Raw genomic sequence first — 2,379 nt, 5'->3', positions numbered from 1 at the left:
GCCGTATGGCTGCGCCGGGCATTGGGCTGTGAGGGGATGGTCGGAGTGGAGAGATTCGAACTCCCGACCCTCTGGTCCCAAACCAGATGCGCTACCAGGCTGCGCTACACTCCGAACGGTCTGTTGCCTATTCATTTCGGTGGTGCATGGCAAGTGCAAAAACCTGCGAGAGCAAAAACCTTGCCGCCGTGCGCATTGCGCAGTAATGACGGGCGAAGGGTGGCGATGCTGCCTTGCACAACAACGAGGTGGCCATGTCCGCGCGCATTTTCAGCCCAGCCAAAACCGCGATGCAGTCCGGCAAGGCCAAGACCGGTTACTGGGTGCTGGAATTCGATCCCGAGTCGCGCAAGAAGATCGACCCGCTGATGGGCTATACGACGTCGGCAGACATGAGAAGCCAGATCAGGCTTAGCTTCGACACGCGCGAAGAGGCGGTCGCCTACGCCGAAAAGCAAGGGCTCGCTTTCCGCGTCGAAGAGCCGAAAGAGACCAAGCGCCGCCAGATTTCCTATGCGGAGAATTTCCGCTATGACCGCAGGACGCCCTGGACGCATTGAACGGCGCCCGGCGCCAGAATATCCAGCCGGCCCAACGGCCGGCCAGCGGTCCCGTAGCTCAGCTGGATAGAGCACCGGCCTTCTAAGCCGATGGTCACAGGTTCGAATCCTGTCGGGATCGCCAAAGCCTTTCGGTCCGTTCCGGACACATAGGTTACGGTTTATACCGGAGACACGGGCTTTCAGAGAGCGGTATCAGGTCTCGTGCGCTCAGACCGCCGCCGCCAGAAGCAGCGTTACCCCCAGGACCGTCGACGCATAGATCGTCGCTAGGAGCACGATCGGCCGAGGATACTCGGTGGGTGTTGCGAGGCTGGTTATGTCGGGACCCCGAAATGTTTCGGTGCCGGGCGACGGGACGTCGGCGGCGGTGGCAGCGTTGTCATTGCAAGCGCGCAGCACAGAAAGGCGCTGGGTTATATCCGCGGCGATCAGAGGATCGTCCGCCACCAATTTCGACCAGTCCGAAACAACGCCGATTTCATGTTGTGACATCGCGCGCCTCCCTTTTGCGGCCTAACAGCGATATCTAAATTATGTTCAACTAATAGTTTCGCGAGGCGGACCGCTCTTTGTCACTGCGGTCTTCTGATCGATGAAAACCACGCCCGCTGCCTCCAAGCCTCGACGGATGGCAGCCAGCTTGGCGGGACTGGGAATCCTTCGCCCGCTCTCAAAACTGCCAATCGTTCCTTCGCTGAGGCCGCACTTCGCGGCGAGTCGCACCTGCGACCACTTCAGGATCGCTCGTGCAGCTCTGCACTGCTGGGGTGTAAGGGGTTGGGTCCCTGAGACGGTGGCGCTTCGCTTGTTCACATCCTGACGGTCCTTCGCTTCGGCGGGACACGGCTTTGCACCAGGCCCGCCTTGTCCAGATCCACCGTGACCATTGGCCCGAGCGACACCGTGACCTTGTCGCCGTCGATCCGCGAAACGTCCCCGGGCAATTCCATCTGCTGGCCCCTGGTCAGCCTGGTTGCCGGATCAATGACCGAATGCGGAAGACCGGGGATCGACACGCTGACGCGGTCCTTCGTGACGCGCTTCAGCACCGTCGCCATGACCGCCACCTCGTCGCCGACTTTATTGCCATGCTCTGATTCTGGGGCGGCATCTGCCGGCGTCAAGGATTAGCTGCGTCTGATATAGAAAAGTCCGCGGGCGTGGCTCGGCGCCAGCGTATTATTTCGTTACTCGGCCTTTTCGGAACCTTCCCGCGCACGGCGCGTTCGGCCCGCTGTATTCGCGGACCCTCATATAAAAGTGGACAGGCGGGAGGCAAACAAGGGTGGGGAGGAGTGTTGCCATGTCGAAGCGAGAAATAGGGATATCTTCGGCCCTCGATCGGCGCATTGCCGACCTCAGGGCCAGGATGCAGGACGCCCGGATCACGGAATACGAAATGAAGACCTTTCAAAAAGTGGCTTCAACCATGGGAGGCGACGGAGGCTCCCTGCGTCTCGATGCCGACGACCTGATCGCGGCATCCTTTGTCGTCGATGCGCTGGGTGAACCGACGCTCAACTGAGACGGGCGATCTGGCTTCGCGCGCCGTTTTGCCCTTGCCCGGCCGGCAATTGGCCCACGCCTTCACACTTTGAAACAGGATGGCTGCTTTCCAGCGGCCGTCCTGTGGCGTCTGCCCAAGCGTCTGTCGCAAGTCATAGGCAGGGGCTGGTTGGCCGGTGGATTTGATTCCGCCGCCGACATCGAATTGGAGGGAAAGTCTTATCAATTTGTTTGGGTTGGTGCGTCATAGTAGCGACGGCTAACGGAGTTGAACGCGATGAAGCTCGATCTGTCGCCGACGAGCTGGGGC

5 protein-coding genes and 2 tRNA genes are annotated in these 2,379 nt (G+C 60.4%); 3 read left to right on the top strand and 4 right to left on the bottom strand.

Annotated elements, in window-relative coordinates:
- Positions 1-37 precede the first annotated feature (37 nt).
- A tRNA-Pro gene (locus tag EN991_RS32515) sits at positions 38-114 on the bottom strand.
- 140 nt (positions 115-254) lie between these two features.
- Here EN991_RS32515 and EN991_RS32510 point away from each other — a divergent pair.
- Together EN991_RS32510 and EN991_RS32505 are read left to right on the top strand one after the other, a co-directional pair.
- Positions 255-560: an ETC complex I subunit gene (locus tag EN991_RS32510; RefSeq protein ID WP_013532440.1), complete on the top strand. Its 306-nt coding sequence runs from the start codon at positions 255-257 to the stop codon at positions 558-560.
- A 47-nt stretch (positions 561-607) separates the two neighbouring features.
- Positions 608-684 (top strand) — tRNA-Arg (locus EN991_RS32505).
- Positions 685-770: 86 nt separating this feature from the next.
- On the opposite strand, the gene EN991_RS32500 is transcribed toward EN991_RS32505, so the two are convergent.
- The 3 genes from EN991_RS32500 to EN991_RS32490 are packed head-to-tail and all read right to left on the bottom strand — an operon-like array spanning position 771 to position 1,621.
- Positions 771-1,055, bottom strand: coding sequence for a hypothetical protein (locus EN991_RS32500; RefSeq protein WP_127370276.1), 285 nt, complete (start codon positions 1,053-1,055; stop codon positions 771-773).
- A 45-nt stretch (positions 1,056-1,100) separates the two neighbouring features.
- The gene (locus EN991_RS32495; RefSeq protein ID WP_127370275.1) at positions 1,101-1,376 is read right to left on the bottom strand and encodes a helix-turn-helix transcriptional regulator; all 276 of its coding nucleotides are present in this window, start codon (positions 1,374-1,376) and stop codon (positions 1,101-1,103) included.
- A complete protein-coding gene (locus tag EN991_RS32490; protein WP_127370277.1) occupies positions 1,373-1,621 on the bottom strand; it encodes a hypothetical protein in 249 nt (82 codons plus the stop codon). The genes EN991_RS32495 and EN991_RS32490 overlap by 4 nt, the downstream gene beginning before the upstream one ends.
- A gap of 245 nt (positions 1,622-1,866) precedes the next feature.
- Here EN991_RS32490 and EN991_RS32485 point away from each other — a divergent pair, with 245 nt between their 5' ends.
- Entirely contained in the window at positions 1,867-2,088 is a 222-nt protein-coding gene (locus tag EN991_RS32485; protein ID WP_127370274.1) for a hypothetical protein, read from the top strand.
- Positions 2,089-2,379: the final 291 nt, after the last annotated feature.

The sequence above is a fragment of the Mesorhizobium sp. M7A.F.Ca.US.005.03.2.1 genome, from assembly GCF_003997795.1.
GTDB lineage: Bacteria > Pseudomonadota > Alphaproteobacteria > Rhizobiales > Rhizobiaceae > Mesorhizobium > Mesorhizobium ciceri.
Note: the sequence above shows the minus strand (reverse complement) of the source record. Positions and strands in the feature narration are given on the sequence as shown.